The sequence below is a fragment of the Pseudomonas sp. Q11 genome (assembly GCF_024494355.1).
In the GTDB taxonomy this organism is placed as follows: Bacteria; Pseudomonadota; Gammaproteobacteria; order Pseudomonadales; family Pseudomonadaceae; genus Aquipseudomonas; species Aquipseudomonas hefeiensis.
Map to the genome: position 1 here is coordinate 74,145 of NZ_JAKNQY010000018.1, position 16,340 is coordinate 90,484.

Here is a 16,340-nt window from a genome sequence, read left to right on the forward strand (position 1 = left end):
GGTTTTGGCGTGGAGCCAAATATTTTCGGAACATCCATGAAACCGCATCTCGCCCTCAGCCTTTCCCTACTGCCGGCCACCAACCTGCTGGCCGACACCTTCGAACGCGACCAAGCCCTCAAGCTCCCCGACGTGGTGATCAGCGCCAACCGTCAGGTCGAGGCCCGCAATGACAGCAGCGCCGCCAACACGGTGTTCACCCGTGACGACATCGAACGCCTGCAACCGGCCAGCGTGACCGACCTGCTCAACCGTGTGCCGGGGGTGCAGGTGGCGCCGCTGGGCGGGCGTGGCAGCCTGCCGGGGATTTACATTCGCGGCACCAAATCGGCCCAGAGCCTGGTGCTGGTGGACGGCCAGCGCATCGGCAACTCCACCTCCGGCGACAGCAACTTGCAACGCCTGAACATCAACCAGATCGAACGGGTGGAAGTGCTGCGCGGGTCGCGCTCGGTGATCTACGGCGCCGACGCGGTGGGCGGAGTGATCCAGATTTTCACCCGTCGCGGCAACGCACAAGGCCTGCAACCGCGCTTGCACCTGGGTTTTGGCAGCCACCGGACCTGGGAGCGCAGCCTGGGGCTGTCCGGCGGGGATGATCAGACACGCTTCAACCTCGGCGCCAGCCTGGATGAAAGCGACGGAACCAATCGCACCCATGAGTCCTACGCCAGCGACCGGGACCTTGATGCCAACCGCAACCAGTCCTTGAGCCTGAGCCTGAGTCATGGGTTCAACGATGACCTTGAAGTCGGCCTGAACTTGCTGGATAACCGCGGCAAAAGCGAATACGACAACCCGTTCGGCCGCTTCGACCCGAACACCTTCGAGTCGCTGCCCCAGCAGCCTTACAGTGATTTTGCGGTGAGCAGTTTCAGCACTTATGTCGATGGGCGCATCAACGACGCGTGGAAATCGCGTCTGGAACTGGGCCACAGCGAGAACCGCGAAAAAACCTTCGACAAGCTCAGCGATGTCCGGGAAGTGTTCAACACCTACCGCGATTCGCTGACCTGGCAGAACGATGTGACGCTGGACGATCGCCACAGCCTGATCGTCGGTGGTGATTGGTATGAGGATCGGATCAACAGCAGCACGCCGTATGACGAAGACAGCCGCTGGAACCGTGCGGCGTTTATCCAGCATCGTTTCCGGGGCGAAACGTTCTCCACCGAATTGGGCGTGCGGCGCGACCAGAACCAGCAGTTCGGTGCCCAGAATAGCTGGAGCGGCACGCTCACCCTGCCAGTGAATCCGGACAATGATCTGCTGCTGACCTACAGCGAAAGCTTCCGCGCACCGACCTTCAACGACCTGTACTACCCGGACTTCAGTAACCCGGACCTTGCGCCGGAAACCGCCAAAAGCTACGAACTGCAATGGCGCAGCCAACTGAGCGACAGCGCCCGCCTGGAAGCTTCGCTGTACCGCACGGACCTGGAAGACGCGATCATCTTTGGCAGCCAATCACGCCCACAGAACGTTGCCTCGGCACGAATCAACGGTTTCGAAGCAGCCCTGAGCCAGGAGTTATTCGGCTGGCAGAGCAATTTGGGCCTGGCCATCATCGACCCACGGGACCGTGACAGCGGCCACACCCTGGCCCGACGTGCCCGCCGGACCTTGAGCCTGGACCTGGACCGCCAATTTGACCGCTTGAGCCTGGGCGCCACCTGGCAAGCCGTGAGCAGCAGCTACGACGATGAGAACAACCGCAATGCACTGGGCGGCTATGCCCTGCTCGGGTTACGTGGCAGTTGGGCGTTGAACCGCGAGGTGAAGCTGGAGATGAAAGTCGATAACCTGCTGGACAAGGGCTACAGCCGGGCACTGTATAGCCATGAAGGTGGGCAGTATGGGTATCGTGAGGAAGGTCGGGCCTGGTTGTTTGGGGTGACCTGGACGCCGGCGCTCTGATCCAGAGTTTGTGGTGCCGGGACTGACCTCATCGCGAGCAGGCTCGCTCCCACAATTTGATCCAATGTGAATACAAAATCAGCGGCGCCACAAATCCCTGTGGGAGCGAGCCTGCTCGCGATTGGGAGCACCGCGATTATCTGTCTGGCGCAATCAACCCGCACAACCGCGCCGTCGCCTCGATCATTTGTCCACTGGGCCGCTCCAGCCCCTTGTCAGTGACTAACAACAACCGTCCCTGCGCCACCGCCGCCAGCTGCGGCCAGGCTTTCCAGGCATCGAGCTGGGCCTGGTCGGTGGCCAGGATGATCTGCGGATTGCGCTGCAACACTGACTCAACGCTCACCTGCGGCGCCGGCAGGGTGAGGTCGGCAAACACATTACGCACCCCGCAAACCGCCAGCGCATCGCTGATGATCTGCCCGCCGCCGACGGTATACAGCGGCCGGTCCCAGACCTGATAGAACACCGGCAACGGCGTGTCACGCCGGTAGCGCTCACGCAACGCCTCAAGGCGCCCGCGCAACTGCGCCGCTCGCTGCTGGCCTCGCTCCGGGCGGCCGAGTTGCGTGGCGATGTCTTCAATTTGGGTGATGAGTGGGTCGAGACCGTGGGGCTCGGCGACGTAGACAGGAATCTTCAATTCCTTGAGCTGCTGGCGTTGGGCGTTGCCGACGCTGCCTGGCCAGAGCAGGAGCAGATCGGGCCTGAGACTGAGCAAGCGCTCCATGTCCAATTGCCCATAACGGCCCACAGAAGGCAGGTCTTTCAACGCCAAGGGCCGATCGCCGCCATCCAGCACGCCCACCAACAGGTCAGCGGAATCCAGCTCAACCACGATTTCAGACAGGGACGGAGCCAGGCTGACCACACGCTGGGCCGCCATCGTCGAGGCGCTGACGGCCAACAGCAGGACCGCCAGCCAGTGGATCATCAACCGAGCTGACGCGGGATGCGATACAGGTAGAACAATACCGCCGTAGACAACGCCAGCAGCATCAACGGCACCGCCTCCAGCCCCACGAATACCGCCAGGGCACCGATCCAGGCTGGCAGGCCGGCGGCGAGAAAGGCCGCGCGCCGCCGGGTTGCCAGGGCGATCCAGGCTTGAGGCTCTTCGGGGGTGTCGAGGGCTTTTTGGGTGGCGATCAAGGCGTTTTTATAGGCGCCAAAGAAGCGCAGGCTGACGAACATCGAGGCCACGCCAGCGATAAACAGCGGCATCGCCAGCACCGGCAGAATCGCTTCGCCCTGGCCAAATACCGCATTGATCACAAACAGCGGCAGCAAGGCCAACGCCAGGTATTGCCACCAACTGACGGACAGTCGCCGCCGGACCTGACCGCGCGTCACGCCCGGTCTACCTCGCCCTGATGCTCGTTGCCCATCATGTGGTCAAGCTTGCTGGCCTTGGTCGCCAGGTAAAGTTTGTTGTGGGGGTTGTGGCCGGTGTGCAGCGGCACGCGCTCGGCCACCACGATGCCCATCTCGGTCATCGCCTTGACCTTGCGCGGGTTGTTGGTCATCAAGCGCAACGACTTGACGCCCAGATGTTCGAGCATCGGCAGGCAGATGCTGTAGTCACGCAGGTCGGCGGCAAACCCCAGGCGCTCGTTGGCTTCCACGGTATCGGCGCCGCCATCTTGCAGCTCATAGGCGCGAATCTTGTTCAACAGGCCAATGCCGCGACCTTCCTGGCGCAGGTAAAGCAACACGCCACGGCCTTCGCGGGCAATGGCCTGCAGCGCGGCCTCAAGTTGCGAACCGCAATCGCAGCGCTGGCTGAACAAGGCATCGCCCGTCAGGCATTCGGAGTGCAGGCGGCCCAGTACCGGGGCACCGTCGGCGAAATCACCCAGGCTCAGCACGACGTGCTCGCGGCCGGTGGCTTCATCGAGAAAACCATGCATGGTGAATTGCGCAAAGGGCGTTGGCAGCTTGGAAGCGGCAACAAAAACGACAGGCACCGGTGTGCTCCTGATCTATTACTGGAGATTCGCAGAGGCGAGCATTGTAACAGCACGTCCCGACCGACGCTCAGGCTGAATTATCGGCCATAAACATCGAAAAGATTGATTACGGCTTCATTGATTTGCCGTTTTCGTCGAAAGGATAGGGTTGTTTCCAGCGTTCAAAAATCGGCTTCAGTCGACCGTTCTTCACCAGCTCCGTCATGCGCCGGTCAAACAGGTCCCGTAGCACTCGACCGTTTTCGGTGTCGGCAAAGCCCAGGTAAAGCGGCAGGTTGATCAACGGTGAAAGCTTGAATTGCTGGGGATTCTCGGACTTGGCGAGTAAGTCCTCGATTTCCATCAACGCATCGATATAAAAATCGGCCCGATCATGGACCAGCATCGGCAAGATGCCCACGGCGCGGTGAATTTCGTTGAAACTGCGGATACCTGGCAGGTAGCTGTCGTATTCATAGCCACGCATCCACACCAGCCGATAGTTGCCGACCGTCGCCAATGTAGGGGACGGTTTGGAGGCCAGCCCCAAAGCGTAGATATGATCGACATCGTAGTGCCATTGGGGATAAAGCACCCCTTCCGACTCATCGAGATAAGCACCCACCTGCACATCGACCTCACCGCGCTGCACCAGCCCGATTGAACGGGTGTACGGCACACTGCGGGTTTCCAGCCTCACGCCTGCGGGCTCGAACACTTCACGCAAGATGTCCCACGCCATGCCCTTGCCATCAGCCTGGGAGTAATCCGCCCACTCCTCGCTGGCCGCGCGCACCTTGTCGGGCAGCGCCGACGGCTCGGCCGCCCGCGCGCCAAAGCTGATCCCCAGACACAACAACAGTAAGAGTGCGCGGCTTGCGCCCATGCCTGAATCCCTCAGGTGAAACACCACACCAATCCTTGCATAGCCAGCCAGGCGAAGACCCCGGCCAATACATCGTCAAGCATGATGCCTACGCCTCCATGCACCTTGCGGTCGATCCAGCGGATCGGCCAAGGCTTGAGGATATCGAAGAAGCGGAACATCAGAAAACCCGCCAACAGCCAATACCATCCTTCAGGCACCAGCCACAGGGTGATCCACATGCCGACCATTTCGTCCCAGACAATACCCTCATGATCGTGCACCCGCAGGTCATCTGCCACCTTGCCGCACAGCCAGAAGCCGAACAGCATGGTGATGCCGAGCATCAGCCAGTAGCCCCAGTCCGGCAACATTTGCCACAACGGTATAAAGGGTAGCGCAACCAGCGAACCCCAGGTGCCCGGAGCTTTGGGTAAAGTGCCCGAACCGAAGCCGAACGCCAGGAAGTGCCAGGGATTGCGCCAGACCGAGGGCGGAACGAACTCTGCCGGGACCTGGTTGGGATGATCTGTCACGGTGTCTCCCGAAAATGTTGATAGCCCCGGATTTGCGGGGTGATGTCGTGCCCATCGCTGTCGAGCAGCGCGACACCTCGCCCGGCCACGACGCGGCCGATCACATGGATCGGCCAGCCCTCGGCCTGCAACGCCACCAGCGGGACAGGTGGCAAGGTGAATAGCAGCACGTAATCGTCACCACCGCTCAATGCGGCGTGCGCAGCATTCGCGCCGCCCAGGAGCGTTACCAAAGCCTTGGACAGTGGCAGGCGGTCGCGTTCAACGTGTAACGCCACACCGGAGGCCAGGGCGATATGCCCGCAATCGGCCAGCAGGCCATCGGAGATATCCATCGCCGCGCCAGCCTTGCCCCGCAACGCCAGACCGAGGTCGATCTGCGGGCGTGGCGACCAATAATGCGCCAGCAGCGGCTCGGCGATATCAGGTTCGGCGGTGCGCTGACCCAGCACGAGCGGCAATGCGCCAGCGGCATTGCCCAGCTCGCCGCCGACACATAACCAATCACCGGGTTGCGCACCGCTGCGAGTCAGGGCCTGGCCGGACGGTACGCGACCGAACACGGTCAGGGTCATGCTCAACGGCCCACGCGTAGTGTCACCGCCCACCAGAGCCACATCGCAAACCTGGGCCATCTGGTTCAAACCGCGGGCATAGGCTTGCAACCAATCGGCGGTCACCGTCGGCAAGGTCAGGGCCAAGGTAAATGCAAAAGGAGTCGCGCCCATGGCGGCCAGGTCACTGACCGCCACGGCCAGCGAGCGCTGGCCGAGCAGGAACGGGTCGCAAGGGTCTGGAAAATGCACACCGGCCACAAGGGTATCGGTGGACACCGCCAATTGCTCCCCGGGTGGAACGGCCAGCAAGGCGCAGTCATCGCCGATCCCGAGCGCAACGCCCTCGCCGCCCTGCGCACAAGACGCGGCGGCAAAGTAATGACGGATCAGCTCAAATTCGCCCATAGTCGCTGCAAGCGCCAATCAGCGCTTGAACGCCTTCACTTCAGCTTCACGCAGACGCGGGGCCAGTTTGTCGAGTACACCGTTGACGAATTTGTGCCCATCGGTGGATCCGAAGACTTTCGCCAGTTCGATCCCTTCGTTGATCACTACGCGGTACGGAACGTCGACGCGCTGCATCAGCTCCCAGGTGGACAGGCGCAACACCGCCAGCTCAACCGGGTCCAGCTCTTCGATGGTCAGGTCCAGGCAAGGGGCCAGGGCAATGTCGATCTCGGTCTTGTGGGCCGGGACGCCGTGCAGGATCTCGCGAAAGTACGCGCCATCAACGTCACTGAAATCGTTGTCGACCCGAAACTGCGCTTCGATCTCGTTCAGCGATTGCTTGGCCATGTGCCATTGATACAGCGCCTGGGTGGCGAGCTGACGGGCTTCGCGACGCTTGACGCTCTTCGAAGGCTTGCCGGCATCGGCTGGCTTGGGATCGCGCGGGTTGAAACGATCGCTTTCGTCGCTAATCACTTGGCCTCCAACTGCGCCAGCAGGCTGACCATTTCCAGGGCGGACAGGGCCGCTTCGGCGCCTTTGTTACCGGCCTTGGTGCCGGAGCGTTCGATGGCTTGCTCGATGGAGTCAACGGTCAGCACGCCGAAGGCGACCGGCACGCCGAACTCCATGGACACCTGGGCCAGGCCCTTGGTGCATTCGCCGGCCACGTATTCGAAGTGCGGAGTACCGCCACGAATGACCGCGCCCAGGGCGATGATCGCCGCATATTCGCCCTTTTGAGCGACTTTCTGCGCAACCAGCGGAATTTCGAAGGCGCCAGGCGCACGGATGATGGTGATGTCGCTTTCGCTCACGCCATGGCGAACCAGGGCATCGACCGCACCGCCAACCAGGCTCTCAACCACGAAGCTGTTGAAACGGCCCACTACCAGAGCGTAGCGGCCTTGAGGGGCGATGAAGGTACCTTCGATGGTCTTCAGGGTCATTCGTCAGATCTCTTAAAGAGCCAGAGCGCGTTCGAATACGCGCTCCTCAGTGATATTAGCCGCGAATACAGAGCCGGAAATCCCGGGCCATTATTCGGAGGGCACGTATTCTACAACTTCCAGGTCGAAACCGGATATCGCATTAAATTTCATCGGTGCGCTCATCAGGCGCATTTTTCGTACGCCCAGGTCCCGCAGGATCTGCGAACCGGCGCCGACGATGCTGTAGGTGGTCGGTTTTTTCACGGCGGTGTTATCACCGGTTTCCCGGATGTGCGCCAGCAGCACGTCGCCATCGAGCGGATGCCCGAGCAGCAGCACCACACCGCTGCCGGCCTCGGCCACCGCGGCCATGGCGGCCCGCAGGCTCCAGCGGCCGGGCTGCTTGACCATCAGCAGGTCGCGCAGCGGGTCCATGTTATGCACGCGAACCAGGGTCGGTTCTTCGGCGCACACGGTACCCAGGGTCAACGCCATGTGCACGTCGCCTTCCACCGAGTCGCGGTAGGTTACCAGGTTGAACTGGCCCAGTTCGCTGTCCAGCGGCTGCTCGGCAATCCGCTGAACGGTACGTTCGTGGATCATCCGGTAGTGGATCAGGTCGGCGATGGTGCCGATCTTGATGTTGTGTTCGGCGGCAAAGGCTTCGAGTTCCGCGCGACGGGACATGGTGCCGTCGTCGTTCATGACTTCGCAGATCACGCCGCTGGCCTCGAAACCGGCCATGCGCGCCAGGTCGCACGCTGCTTCGGTGTGGCCGGCACGGGCCAGAGTGCCGCCGGCCTGGGCCATCAGCGGGAAGATGTGACCGGGGCTGACAATGTCTTCGGCCTTGGCGTCTTTCGCGGCGGCGGCCTGCACGGTGCGGGCACGGTCAGCAGCGGAGATACCGGTGGTCACGCCCTCGGCAGCCTCGATGGACACGGTGAACTTGGTGCCAAAGCCGGAGCCATTGCGCGGCGCCATCAGCGGCAGCTTCAAAAGCTCGCAGCGTTCACGGGTCATGGGCATACAGATCAGGCCACGGGCATGCTTGGCCATGAAGTTGATGTGCTCGGCCTTACAGCACTCGGCGGCCATGATCAGGTCGCCTTCATTCTCGCGGTCTTCGTCATCCATGAGGATGACCATCTTGCCTTGGCGGATGTCTTCTACCAGTTCTTCGATGCTATTGAGCGCCACGCGGCACCCCCTTGGGTCAGGATTTGAGGTAGCCGTTGGCGGCCAGAAAGCTTTCAGTGATGTTACCGGCCGCAGGCGTTGCTGCCTTGTCGCCCAACAGCAGGCGTTCCAGGTAACGGGCCAGCAGGTCAACCTCCAGGTTCACCCGGCGACCTGGCCGATACGAGGCCATGATGGTTTCGCTCAAGGTGTGCGGAATGATCGTCAGCAGGAACTCGGCGCCATCCACCGCATTGACCGTCAGGCTGGTGCCATCGACGGTGATCGAGCCTTTATGGGCGATGTACTTGGCCAGCTCCTTCGGGGCGCGGATGCGAAACTCCACGGCCCGGGCGTTATCGCTGCGCGAAACCACTTCGCCAACGCCATCGACATGGCCGCTGACCAGGTGACCGCCCAAGCGGGTGGTGGGGGTCAGGGCTTTTTCCAGGTTGACCGGGCTGCCACTCTTGAGATCGTTCATGGCGGTGCAGTCGAGGGTTTCGCGACTGACGTCCGCCAGAAAACCATTGCCCGGCAGTTCGACAGCGGTCAGGCATACGCCATTTACCGCGATGCTGTCGCCCAGTTTGACGTCGCTCAGGTCGAGCTTGCCGGTTTCGACATGGACCCGCACGTCGCCGCCCTTGGGGGTCAGTGCACGGATGCTGCCGATGGATTCGATGATGCCGGTAAACATGGAGTCCTCCTCGAGAACGGGCCGCCGCTTGAGCGAAAGCCGGGAATTATACGCGGGCCGGGGAAACGGGAATGGCAATGACTCGCCAGTCATCGCCCACGGCGCGAATTTCGGTGATTTTCAGTTCCGGGGCATCTTTCATCTGCGCCAACGGCCAGTCCAGTAGCGGTCGTGCGGAAGATCCGAGGAACTTGCCGGCGATGAAAATCTGGAATTCATCCACCAGCCCCTGCCGGGCGAACGCCCCTGCCAGACGCGGACCGGCCTCCACCAGCACTTCATTGACGTCACGGGCCGCCAGTTCCACCAGCAGGCGACGCAAGTCGACCTGGCCATCGTCGCCCGCCACGATCATGCATTCGGGACCATTGGCGTACTGTTCTTCCACCGCCATGCAGGTAGCGACCATCGCCGGGCCGGCCTTGAAGAAAGGTGCGTCCAACGGCACGCGCAGACGACCGTCCACCAGTACCCGCAACGGCGGGCGACTCATGATCAGCGCGGTCTGCTGCGCATCCAGCCCGAGTTCATCGGCGCGTACGGTCAGTCGGGCGTTGTCGGCCAGCACCGTATCGGCACCGGTCAGCACCACACTGGCCTGGGCGCGCAGGCGTTGCACCGCCGAACGTGCGGCCGGACCGGTAATCCATTGGCTTTCACCACTTTCCATGGCGGTGCGGCCATCGAGGCTCATGGCGAGCTTGACCCGCACGAACGGCAAGCCGTGCTCCATGCGCTTGAGGAAACCCTGGTTGAGCTGGCGCGCCTCGCCCTCCAGCACACCGCTTTGGGTGGCGATCCCGGCCTGGCTCAAGCGTTGCAAACCGCGACCGGCCACTTCCGGGTTCGGGTCCTGCATCGCTGCCACCACCCGCGCCACACCGGCATTGATCAACGCATCGGCACAGGGCGGCGTGCGCCCGTGGTGGCTGCAGGGCTCGAGGGTCACGTAAGCCGTGGCGCCCCTGGCCTGTTCACCGGCGGCGCGCAGGGCATGGACTTCGGCATGGGGTTCGCCGGCACGAATGTGCCAGCCTTCGCCAACAATCTGACCGTCACGCACGATCACGCAACCTACCCGGGGATTGGGGTGCGTGGTGTAGTGACCGCGCCGCGCCAGTTCCAGGGCACGGGCCATGTACTGGGCGTCGAGGACGGCCTGCTGCGCCGGGGAGGTCATTGTTTCACCGGTTCGCGGGCCAGGCGGTCGATTTCTTCGCGAAATTCGTTCAAATCCTGGAAACGGCGGTATACCGAGGCGAAGCGGATGTAGGCGACTTCATCGAGCTTCTGCAGCTCGGCCATCACCAGTTCACCGACCACCAGGGATTTAACCTCGCGTTCGCCAGTGGCCCGCAGCTTGTGCTTGATGTGCACCAGCGCCGCCTCCAGGCGTTCGACGCTCACCGGGCGCTTTTCCAGGGCGCGCTGCATGCCCGCGCGCAGTTTTTCTTCGTCGAACGGCTGACGGCTGCCGTCGGTTTTGATCAGGCGCGGCAACACCAGTTCAGCGGTCTCGAACGTCGTGAAACGCTCGCCGCAGGCCAGGCATTCGCGCCGGCGGCGAACCTGTTCGCCCTCGGCGACCAGTCGCGAGTCGATGACCTTGGTGTCGTTGGCACCGCAGAAGGGACAGTGCATGGTGGCAGGCAACAAAAAAAGGGAGGGCCATGGTAGCGCATCCCACTGGCAAGACAAGCCATAGGGTTTACGGTATACAGACGGGCTTACCGTCAGATCCATGGAATTCACCTTGCTGGAGCCACACATGTCGCTACGATCACTCGTTTTGCTCAGTCTGTTCAGCCTGCTGATGGCGTGCAGCAGCGACGCCCCCCAACCCGACGCCCCCGCCCCGGCAAAGCCCCCTGCGCCCAAACAGGCCCAAGAAAAAGCCCGCCAGGCCGCCGAACTGGGTCCGCTGCCGGCGCACCAGCGGGAACTGAGCGGCACTCTGCAGGGAATACCGGCAGGGGCTGAGGTCGAACTGGCGCTGCTGGTGATCGATGACAAGGACCGCCCGCAGCAGTTGCTCGCCAGCTCCAGCCTGATCGGCAATAACCAGGCCCTGCCCTTTCGCCTGCGCTTCAACCCCGAAGCCTTCCCGGTTGGCGCCCGTGTGGAACTGCGCGGCCGCGCCAGTCAGTCGGGCCAGTTGATCCTGCATTTGCCGGAGCAACGCATCAGCCAGCCGACCACTCAGGCGCTAGGCTCGCTGCAATTTGTCAAAGCGCCATGAGTTCACCGCAAGACCTGCAACACGCGTTGGGCCAGTTGCTTGGAGACGCGCACTTGGTGGCCTGCCCGCTGCCCGGCACTGACCTGAAATTGTGGCTGATCGACGGCGATAACATGGACCGCGCTTTCAGCCCGGAAGAAACCCGGCGCATTCTCCACGAGCCACCTTACTGGAGCTTTTGCTGGGCCAGCGGCCTGGCGATGGCGCGCTATCTGGTCGAACAGCCACATTGGGTCGAAGGCAAGCGGGTGCTGGACTTCGGCGCCGGTTCCGGCGTCGCGGGTATCGCGGCGCTCAAGGCCGGAGCGCTTGAGGTGGTGGTCTGTGATCTGGATCCTCTGGCGCTTGCTGCGTGCCAGGCCAACGCGCTGCTCAATGACGTAGAGCTTGGGTATTCGAAGGATTTTTTCGCCGAGGACGATCGCTTCGACCTGATCCTCGTCGCGGATGTGCTTTACGACCGCGCCAACCTGCCGTTGCTCGACCAGTTTCTCAGTCGCGGCCGCGAGGCTCTGGTGGCCGACTCCCGGGTGCGGGATTTCCAGCATCCGCTGTACCGGCGCATCGAAATGCTTGAGGCCATGACCTTGCCGGATCTGGCCGAGCCCGAGGAGTTTCGGCATGTGAGCCTGTACCACGCGCGGCGCGAGCTTTAAAAGCATCGCGAGCAGGCTCGCTCCCACAGGCTTTTGTGTCGAATACAAAATGTGTGCTCATCACAAATCCCATGTGGGAGCGAGCCTGCTCGCGATAAGGCACCGCACACCCCCGCTTTCAGCCACCCCCCACCAAGCCTTATAGTTGCTCCATTCAAGCGTTCTACGAGATTCCCCATGACCCAGGACACCCCGTACATCTTCGACGCCACCACCGCCGATTTCGACCAGTCGGTGATCGCCAACTCTTTTCACAAACCGGTGCTGGTGGATTTCTGGGCCGAGTGGTGCGCGCCGTGCAAGGCGCTGATGCCGATGCTGCAGGGCATCGCCGAGAGCTATCAAGGCGAACTGCTGCTGGCCAAGGTCAACTGCGACATCGAGCAGGACATCGTCGCCCGCTTCGGCATTCGCAGCTTGCCTACCGTGGTGCTGTTCAAGGACGGTCAGCCCGTCGACGGTTTCGCCGGGGCCCAACCGGAGTCCGCCGTGCGGGCGATGCTCGAACCCCATGTGCAAATGCCGCCTCCGGCCGCCGCCGACCCGTTTGAACAGGCCCAGGCGCTGTTCGACGAGGGTCGTTTTGCTGATGCCGAAGCGGTGCTCACTGCGCTGCTGGGGGAAGACAATACCAACGCCAAGGCCTTGATCCTGTATGCCCGCTGCCTGACCGAACGCGGCGAGTTGACTGAAGCTCAGACCGTGCTTGACGCGGTGAAAAGCGATGAGCACAAGGCCGCGCTGGCCGGTGCCAAGGCGCAGATCCAGTTCCTCGGCCTGGCCAGGGATCTGCCGGACGCCGCCGATCTCAAGGCCCGCCTGGCGAAAGATCCGCAGGACGACGAAGCGGTGTATCAACTGGCAATCCAGCAATTGGCCCGCCAGCAGTACGAACCGGCCCTCGATGCGTTGCTCAAGCTGTTCATCCGCAACCGCAGCTACAGCGAAGGCCTGCCCCACAAGACTTTGCTGCAAGTGTTCGAATTGTTGGGCAACGATCATCCGCTGGTGACGACCTATCGCCGCAAGCTGTTTGCGGCGTTGTATTGATTCCCTGTAGGAGCTGCCGAGCGAAGCGAGGCTGCGATCTTTTGATCTTTCGCTCGAGACTCAAGCGTCAGGGTAAAGATCGCAGCCTCGCTTCGCTCGTCAGCTCCTACGCAGCTCCTACGCGGTTTCGTGCCAGCTGTAGAGCGGTGTATCGCCGCCGCTGATGACTTTGACATCCGGGCTATGGCGCAAGCGCACCAACAGGCGTTTGCCGGCCGGGGCGCTGCCGGTCAGGCCTTCGAGCTGCTCCAGCAGATCCGGACCACTCAATTGCCCGGCCTTGCGCAGCAACTCCCTGGCGATCTGCCACAAGGCATCGTCCTGATTGACCGGCCTGGTCGCAGGCGTCGCCGTGTTATCGGGCTTGACCGTTTGCAACTGCGCGCCGAGCTGCGCCCAGTCGCCCTCATCCATGTCGATCGACAAGTCCACCGGCCAATCACCGACGGTTCCGCGTATCCGCAACATCACCGTGCTCCTGAAAATTTCATGTGCCCATGCTCCCATGGGCCTTGCGCGACGCCAAGCAGCCAGTCAAACTCTCCGCACTTTCGTTATAAGATTACATAACCTTTTCGGAGACTCGTCATGCGTCGTCTGCTTCTTGCTTTGCCGTTCGCCCTGCTGCCCTTGGCTGTCGCCCATGCGGCCGCCGAGCATGACCACGATCATGATCACGAGCATGGCAGCCTCGGCGCCCATGAACACGGCGTCGGTCGACTGAACGCCGCTCTGGACAACCAGACCCTGGAACTGGAACTGGAAAGCCCGGCGATGAACCTGGTGGGCTTCGAACACGCCGCCACCAGCGATGTCGACAAGGCCAAGGTCGCCGCCGTTCGTGCGCAACTGGACAAGCCGCTGGCGCTGTTCAACCTGCCCGCCGCCGCCAAATGCACCGTGGCCCAGCAGGAACTGGAAAGCCCGTTGTTTGGCGATAAACCCGACCACGATGACCATGACGCCGATGGCGACGAGCACCATGGCGAGCACAGTGAAATCCATGCCCACTACCAGTTCACCTGCGCCGCCCCGGGTGCGTTGAAAAACCTGGACCTGACGACACTGTTCAAAACCTTCCCGGCCACCCAGAAAATTCAGGTACAACTGATCAGCCCGAGCGGCCAGCAAGGCGTGGAAGTAACGGCCAAGGCGCCCACCCTGAAGTTCTGATTGACCGTAAAACCCCATGCGGGAGCAAACCTGGCGGGAGCAAAGCTTGCTCGCGATGGCGGTTCGACTGTCGACACCCACGTTGAACGTGACGACCTCATCGCGAGCAAGCTTTGCTCCCACCGGTATCCCACAGGTATTCATCTTTTGAACCCGCAAACATGACTCAAGCACTCATCGAACTGTCCGAACTGGGCTTCAGTTGGCCCGGGCATCCACCCTTGCTGGATATCCCGGCCTTTCGCCTGGAGGTTGGGGAGACGCTGTTTCTCAAAGGCCCAAGCGGCAGTGGCAAGACCACGTTGCTGGGGCTGTTGGGCGGCGTGCAGACGCCGAATCGTGGCAGCATTCGCCTGCTTGGCCAGGAACTCACTGAACTGGGGGCCGGCGCCCGCGACCGCTTTCGCGTGGACCACACCGGCTACATCTTCCAGCAATTCAACCTGCTGCCGTTTCTCTCGGTGCGCGAGAACGTTGAACTGCCCTGTCACTTCTCAAAATTGCGTGCACAACGGGCGATCCAGCGCCACGGCAGCGTCGATCAAGCCGCCGCCACGCTGCTGGCACACCTGGGCTTGACCGATACGAACCTGCTCGGGCGCCGCGCCGACTCACTGTCCATCGGCCAGCAGCAACGGGTCGCTGCCGCCCGGGCGTTGATCGGCCAACCGGAACTGGTGATCGCCGATGAACCCACCTCGGCCCTGGACTACGATGCCCGGGAAAACTTCCTGCGGCTGCTGTTCGCTGAATGCCGCGAGGCCGGATCGAGCCTGCTGTTCGTCAGCCATGACCAGAGCCTGGCGCCGCTGTTCGACCGCAACCTCTCGCTGGCCGATCTCAATCGCGCCGCCACGCCACTCGAGGTCTGAGATGTATTTGTTCCGTCTTGCCATGGCCAGCCTGGCGAACCGCCGTTTCACCGCGATCCTCACCGCATTCGCCATCGCGCTTTCGGTGTGCCTGCTGCTGGCGGTAGAGCGGGTACGCACCGAGGCGCGGGCCAGTTTCGCCAGCACCATCAGCGGCACCGACCTGATCGTCGGTGCTCGCTCAGGTTCGGTGAACCTGCTGCTGTATTCGGTGTTTCGCATCGGCAACGCCACTAACAACATTCGCTGGGACAGCTTCGAGCAGTTCGCCAGCAACCCGAAAGTGAAGTGGGCGATCCCCATGTCCCTGGGCGATTCCCATCGCGGTTACCGCGTGATGGGCACCACCGAGGCCTACTTCGAGCATTACCAATACGGTCGTCGGCAACACCTGGCGCTGGCCGCAGGCCGGGCCTTCGCCACCGATCCATTCGAAGTGGTGCTCGGCGCCGAAGTGGCCGAGGCGTTGCATTACAAGCTGGGCGACAAACTGGTGCTGGCCCACGGCGTGGCGGTGGTCAGCCTGGTCAAGCACGATGACAAGCCCTTCACCGTGGTCGGTATTCTCAAGCGCACCGGCACCCCGGTGGACCGCACGCTGCACATCAGCCTCGGCGGCATGGAAGCGATCCACATCGACTGGAAAAACGGTGTGCCGGCCCAGGGCAAGGGTCGCATCAGCGCCGACCAGGCCCGCAACATGGACCTGACGCCCAAGGCAATCACCGCGTTCATGCTCGGCCTCAACAGCAAGATTTCCACCTTCGCCTTGCAGCGCCAGATCAACGAGTTCCGCGGCGAGCCGCTGCTGGCGATCCTGCCCGGCGTGGCGTTGCAAGAGTTATGGAGCCTGATGGGCACGGCGGAAAAAGCCCTGTTCGTGATTTCGCTGTTCGTGGTGCTGACCGGTCTGATCGGCATGCTCACGGCGATCCTCACCAGCCTCAACGAGCGGCGTCGGGAGATGGCGATCCTGCGTTCGGTGGGTGCGCGGCCGTGGCACATCGCAACCCTGCTGGTGCTCGAAGCCTTCGCCCTGGCGCTGGCCGGAGTGGTCGCCGGGCTGGCCTTGCTGTACATCGGCATCGCCGCCGCGCAGGGTTATGTTCAGTCGGCCTACGGCTTGTACCTGCCATTGGCCTGGCCAAGCGAATATGAATGGACACTGATGGCTGGCATTCTGGTCGCTGCTCTGCTGATGGGCAGCGTGCCGGCCTGGCGCGCTTATCGCCAATCGTTGGCCGATGGCCTGTCGATTCGTTTATGAG

Annotated in this window: 20 protein-coding genes; 7 read left to right on the forward strand and 13 right to left on the reverse strand. The window is 62.4% G+C overall.

Features of this window, described 5'->3' with window-relative positions; translation table 11 throughout:
- Positions 1–36 precede the first annotated feature (36 nt).
- The gene (locus MA884_RS18865; protein ID WP_256231918.1) at positions 37–1,917 is read left to right on the forward strand and encodes a TonB-dependent receptor domain-containing protein; all 1,881 of its coding nucleotides are present in this window, start codon (positions 37–39) and stop codon (positions 1,915–1,917) included.
- Positions 1,918–2,053: 136 nt separating this feature from the next.
- Here MA884_RS18865 and MA884_RS18870 read toward each other — a convergent pair whose 3' ends face one another.
- The 12 genes from MA884_RS18870 to nrdR all read right to left on the reverse strand — a co-directional run bounded on the left by MA884_RS18870 (position 2,054) and on the right by nrdR (position 10,723).
- Positions 2,054–2,851 carry a cobalamin-binding protein gene (locus MA884_RS18870; RefSeq protein WP_256231919.1) on the reverse strand — a complete coding sequence of 266 codons (798 nt, stop codon included), beginning with the start codon at positions 2,849–2,851 and terminating at the stop codon, positions 2,054–2,056.
- Positions 2,851–3,270 carry an MFS transporter gene (locus MA884_RS18875; protein WP_256231920.1) on the reverse strand — a complete coding sequence of 140 codons (420 nt, stop codon included), beginning with the start codon at positions 3,268–3,270 and terminating at the stop codon, positions 2,851–2,853. Before MA884_RS18875 ends, MA884_RS18870 begins: the two co-directional genes overlap by 1 nt.
- The gene (gene ribA / locus MA884_RS18880) at positions 3,267–3,884 is read right to left on the reverse strand and encodes a GTP cyclohydrolase II (RefSeq protein WP_256231921.1); all 618 of its coding nucleotides are present in this window, start codon (positions 3,882–3,884) and stop codon (positions 3,267–3,269) included. The genes MA884_RS18875 and ribA overlap by 4 nt, the downstream gene beginning before the upstream one ends.
- A gap of 109 nt (positions 3,885–3,993) precedes the next feature.
- The gene (locus MA884_RS18885) at positions 3,994–4,752 is read right to left on the reverse strand and encodes an ABC transporter substrate-binding protein (RefSeq protein WP_256231922.1); all 759 of its coding nucleotides are present in this window, start codon (positions 4,750–4,752) and stop codon (positions 3,994–3,996) included.
- Positions 4,753–4,763: 11 nt separating this feature from the next.
- Positions 4,764–5,267 (reverse strand): phosphatidylglycerophosphatase A, encoded by a 504-nt coding sequence (locus MA884_RS18890; protein WP_092394784.1) that lies wholly within the window; start codon positions 5,265–5,267, stop codon positions 4,764–4,766.
- Positions 5,264–6,229: a thiamine-phosphate kinase gene (gene thiL / locus MA884_RS18895; protein WP_256231923.1), complete on the reverse strand. Its 966-nt coding sequence runs from the start codon at positions 6,227–6,229 to the stop codon at positions 5,264–5,266. The genes MA884_RS18890 and thiL overlap by 4 nt, the downstream gene beginning before the upstream one ends.
- Before the next feature lie 18 nt (positions 6,230–6,247).
- Positions 6,248–6,748 carry a transcription antitermination factor NusB gene (nusB, locus tag MA884_RS18900; RefSeq protein WP_047229742.1) on the reverse strand — a complete coding sequence of 167 codons (501 nt, stop codon included), beginning with the start codon at positions 6,746–6,748 and terminating at the stop codon, positions 6,248–6,250.
- On the reverse strand, positions 6,745–7,221 hold the full coding sequence (ribE, locus tag MA884_RS18905) for a 6,7-dimethyl-8-ribityllumazine synthase (protein WP_047229743.1): 477 nt from the start codon (positions 7,219–7,221) through the stop codon (positions 6,745–6,747). The genes nusB and ribE overlap by 4 nt, the downstream gene beginning before the upstream one ends.
- A gap of 90 nt (positions 7,222–7,311) precedes the next feature.
- Positions 7,312–8,403: a bifunctional 3,4-dihydroxy-2-butanone-4-phosphate synthase/GTP cyclohydrolase II gene (gene ribBA, locus MA884_RS18910; protein ID WP_256231924.1), complete on the reverse strand. Its 1,092-nt coding sequence runs from the start codon at positions 8,401–8,403 to the stop codon at positions 7,312–7,314.
- A 16-nt stretch (positions 8,404–8,419) separates the two neighbouring features.
- Complete coding sequence (locus tag MA884_RS18915; protein ID WP_092394789.1) at positions 8,420–9,082, reverse strand: riboflavin synthase; 663 nt, start codon at positions 9,080–9,082, stop codon at positions 8,420–8,422.
- Between the two features lie 46 nt (positions 9,083–9,128).
- Positions 9,129–10,262, reverse strand: a complete 1,134-nt coding sequence (ribD, locus tag MA884_RS18920; protein ID WP_256231925.1) for a bifunctional diaminohydroxyphosphoribosylaminopyrimidine deaminase/5-amino-6-(5-phosphoribosylamino)uracil reductase RibD — start codon at positions 10,260–10,262, stop codon at positions 9,129–9,131.
- Positions 10,259–10,723, reverse strand: a complete 465-nt coding sequence (gene nrdR / locus MA884_RS18925) for a transcriptional regulator NrdR (RefSeq protein WP_163006734.1) — start codon at positions 10,721–10,723, stop codon at positions 10,259–10,261. Before nrdR ends, ribD begins: the two co-directional genes overlap by 4 nt.
- Before the next feature lie 127 nt (positions 10,724–10,850).
- On the opposite strand from nrdR, the gene MA884_RS18930 reads away from it, so the two are divergent.
- From MA884_RS18930 to trxA, 3 genes are all read left to right on the forward strand, one after another.
- Complete coding sequence (locus tag MA884_RS18930) at positions 10,851–11,321, forward strand: YbaY family lipoprotein (RefSeq protein ID WP_256231926.1); 471 nt, start codon at positions 10,851–10,853, stop codon at positions 11,319–11,321.
- The gene (locus MA884_RS18935; RefSeq protein WP_256231927.1) at positions 11,318–11,977 is read left to right on the forward strand and encodes a methyltransferase; all 660 of its coding nucleotides are present in this window, start codon (positions 11,318–11,320) and stop codon (positions 11,975–11,977) included. Before MA884_RS18930 ends, MA884_RS18935 begins: the two co-directional genes overlap by 4 nt.
- Positions 11,978–12,154: 177 nt before the next feature.
- Positions 12,155–13,027, forward strand: coding sequence for a thioredoxin (trxA, locus tag MA884_RS18940; protein ID WP_256231928.1), 873 nt, complete (start codon positions 12,155–12,157; stop codon positions 13,025–13,027).
- A gap of 117 nt (positions 13,028–13,144) precedes the next feature.
- Here the strand turns inward: trxA and MA884_RS18945 are convergent, their stop codons facing one another.
- Positions 13,145–13,495 (reverse strand): hypothetical protein, encoded by a 351-nt coding sequence (locus MA884_RS18945; protein ID WP_256231929.1) that lies wholly within the window; start codon positions 13,493–13,495, stop codon positions 13,145–13,147.
- A 120-nt stretch (positions 13,496–13,615) separates the two neighbouring features.
- Between MA884_RS18945 and MA884_RS18950 the strand changes: the two genes are divergently transcribed.
- From MA884_RS18950 to MA884_RS18960, 3 genes are all read left to right on the forward strand, one after another.
- On the forward strand, positions 13,616–14,200 hold the full coding sequence (locus MA884_RS18950) for a DUF2796 domain-containing protein (protein ID WP_256231930.1): 585 nt from the start codon (positions 13,616–13,618) through the stop codon (positions 14,198–14,200).
- A 161-nt stretch (positions 14,201–14,361) separates the two neighbouring features.
- Complete coding sequence (locus tag MA884_RS18955; RefSeq protein ID WP_256231931.1) at positions 14,362–15,072, forward strand: ABC transporter ATP-binding protein; 711 nt, start codon at positions 14,362–14,364, stop codon at positions 15,070–15,072.
- Position 15,073: 1 nt separating this feature from the next.
- A complete protein-coding gene (locus tag MA884_RS18960) occupies positions 15,074–16,339 on the forward strand; it encodes an ABC transporter permease (RefSeq protein ID WP_256231932.1) in 1,266 nt (421 codons plus the stop codon).
- The last annotated feature ends 1 nt before the right edge of the window (position 16,340 follow it).

Excerpts from the sequence above, each read along its gene's own strand:
- MA884_RS18865 (WP_256231918.1), top strand. The coding sequence starts at position 37 with ATGAAACCGCATCTCGCCCTCAGCCTTTCCCTACTGCCGGCCACCAAC.
- MA884_RS18870 (WP_256231919.1), bottom strand. The coding sequence starts at position 2,851 with ATGATCCACTGGCTGGCGGTCCTGCTGTTGGCCGTCAGCGCCTCGACG.
- MA884_RS18885 (WP_256231922.1), bottom strand. The coding sequence starts at position 4,752 with ATGGGCGCAAGCCGCGCACTCTTACTGTTGTTGTGTCTGGGGATCAGC.
- thiL (WP_256231923.1), bottom strand. The coding sequence starts at position 6,229 with ATGGGCGAATTTGAGCTGATCCGTCATTACTTTGCCGCCGCGTCTTGT.
- ribE (WP_047229743.1), bottom strand. The coding sequence starts at position 7,221 with ATGACCCTGAAGACCATCGAAGGTACCTTCATCGCCCCTCAAGGCCGC.
- MA884_RS18915 (WP_092394789.1), bottom strand. The coding sequence starts at position 9,082 with ATGTTTACCGGCATCATCGAATCCATCGGCAGCATCCGTGCACTGACC.
- ribD (WP_256231925.1), bottom strand. The coding sequence starts at position 10,262 with ATGACCTCCCCGGCGCAGCAGGCCGTCCTCGACGCCCAGTACATGGCC.
- nrdR (WP_163006734.1), bottom strand. The coding sequence starts at position 10,723 with ATGCACTGTCCCTTCTGCGGTGCCAACGACACCAAGGTCATCGACTCG.
- MA884_RS18930 (WP_256231926.1), top strand. The coding sequence starts at position 10,851 with ATGTCGCTACGATCACTCGTTTTGCTCAGTCTGTTCAGCCTGCTGATG.
- MA884_RS18935 (WP_256231927.1), top strand. The coding sequence starts at position 11,318 with ATGAGTTCACCGCAAGACCTGCAACACGCGTTGGGCCAGTTGCTTGGA.
- trxA (WP_256231928.1), top strand. The coding sequence starts at position 12,155 with ATGACCCAGGACACCCCGTACATCTTCGACGCCACCACCGCCGATTTC.
- MA884_RS18945 (WP_256231929.1), bottom strand. The coding sequence starts at position 13,495 with ATGTTGCGGATACGCGGAACCGTCGGTGATTGGCCGGTGGACTTGTCG.
- MA884_RS18950 (WP_256231930.1), top strand. The coding sequence starts at position 13,616 with ATGCGTCGTCTGCTTCTTGCTTTGCCGTTCGCCCTGCTGCCCTTGGCT.
- MA884_RS18955 (WP_256231931.1), top strand. The coding sequence starts at position 14,362 with ATGACTCAAGCACTCATCGAACTGTCCGAACTGGGCTTCAGTTGGCCC.
- MA884_RS18960 (WP_256231932.1), top strand. The coding sequence starts at position 15,074 with ATGTATTTGTTCCGTCTTGCCATGGCCAGCCTGGCGAACCGCCGTTTC.